This window comes from Actinomyces oris, assembly GCF_001937665.1.
Taxonomy (GTDB): domain Bacteria; phylum Actinomycetota; class Actinomycetes; order Actinomycetales; family Actinomycetaceae; genus Actinomyces; species Actinomyces stomatis.
Window position 1 is genome coordinate 1 of sequence record NZ_MSKL01000044.1, and the last position, 1,310, is coordinate 1,310.

Here is a 1,310-nt window from a genome sequence, read left to right on the forward strand (position 1 = left end):
ACCCGAAGCCCGTGGCCCTATGGGGAGCGGTCGAAGGTGGGGCTGGTGATTGGGACGAAGTCGTAACAAGGTAGCCGTACCGGAAGGTGCGGCTGGATCACCTCCTTTCTAAGGATAGGTTTGTGTGGGGGTGGCTTCCTGGCTGTTGATCTTGTCTGGGCCGTTTGTTGGGTCCGGGCCGGTCGGGGTGCTGCTTCTGCGGAAGGGCGGCTGGCTGTTGCTCTGGTTTCTTGCCTTTGGTGGTGGGGGCCGGGTGTGGTTGGTTGCCTGGTGCTGGCATAGGAGACACGCCTGCTGCTGGTGGGCTGCTGCGGCTGTTGTGGTCGTGGTGGTCGGCTGGTTGGTGGGTGCCTCTTGCGCGTGCTTGTGTGCGTGTGGGGGGTGGCATGCTGTCGGGGTTCTGGGGCAGTGCGCCCTGGTTGCCTGGCCCGTGTTCTGCTTCCCTGTTTGTGGGTGGTGGGGGTGGGTGTGGGTGGGTTGGTTGTGAACTGTATAGTGGACGCGAGCATCTTACTGTGATCTGCGATGATTGTTTTGTCGTGATTGTTTTGTTGTTTGTTTTTTTGAGCGTTCGGTGGATGCCTTGGCATCAGGGGCCGATGAAGGACGTGGTGGCCTGCGATATTCCTCGGGGAGCCGGCTGGCGGGCTGTGATCCGAGGGTTTCCGAATGGGGGGACCCGGCACGAGTTATGTCGTGTCACCTGCATCTGAATTGTATAGGGTGTGGGGGGTGACGCGGGGAAGTGAAACATCTCAGTACCCGTAGGAGAAGATATTCCGTGAGTAGTGGCGAGCGAAAGCGGATGATGGTTAAACCGTGTGCGTGTGATACTCGGCAGGGGTTGCGTGTGCGGGGTTGTGGGGCTGTTCTGTTTTCTCTTCTGCCGGAGAGGGGGCGCGTGTGCTGGCCGGTAGCTGAATCGTCTGGGAAGGCGTGGCGTAGTGGGTGATACCCCCGTAGGCGGAACTGGTTGGTGCGTGTCTGGGACGGTTTGCCCGAGTAGCACGGGGCTCGTGGAATCCTGTGTGAATCTGCCAAGACCACTTGGCTGCCTGAATACCTCCTGATGACCGATAGTGGATAGTACCGTGAGGGAATGGTGAAAAGTACCCCGGGAGGGGAGTGAAATAGTACCTGAAACCGGGCGCTTACAAGCCGTCAGAGCCTTCGCATGCGTTGTGTGTGGGGGTGGTGGCGTGCCTTTTGAAGAATGAGCCTGCGAGTCAGTGGCGTGTCGCGAGGTTAACCCGTGTGGGGTAGCCGTAGCGAGAGCGAGTCCGAATAGGGCGTTTGTAGTGGCGCGTTCT

General features: G+C 59.6%; 2 rRNA genes. Both read left to right on the top strand.

Annotated elements, in window-relative coordinates:
- A 16S ribosomal RNA gene (locus BKH28_RS13075) occupies nucleotides 1–108 on the top strand; the annotation flags it as partial.
- Nucleotides 109–551: 443 nt separating this feature from the next.
- Nucleotides 552–1,310: ribosomal RNA gene (locus BKH28_RS13080) — 23S ribosomal RNA — on the top strand; the annotation flags it as partial.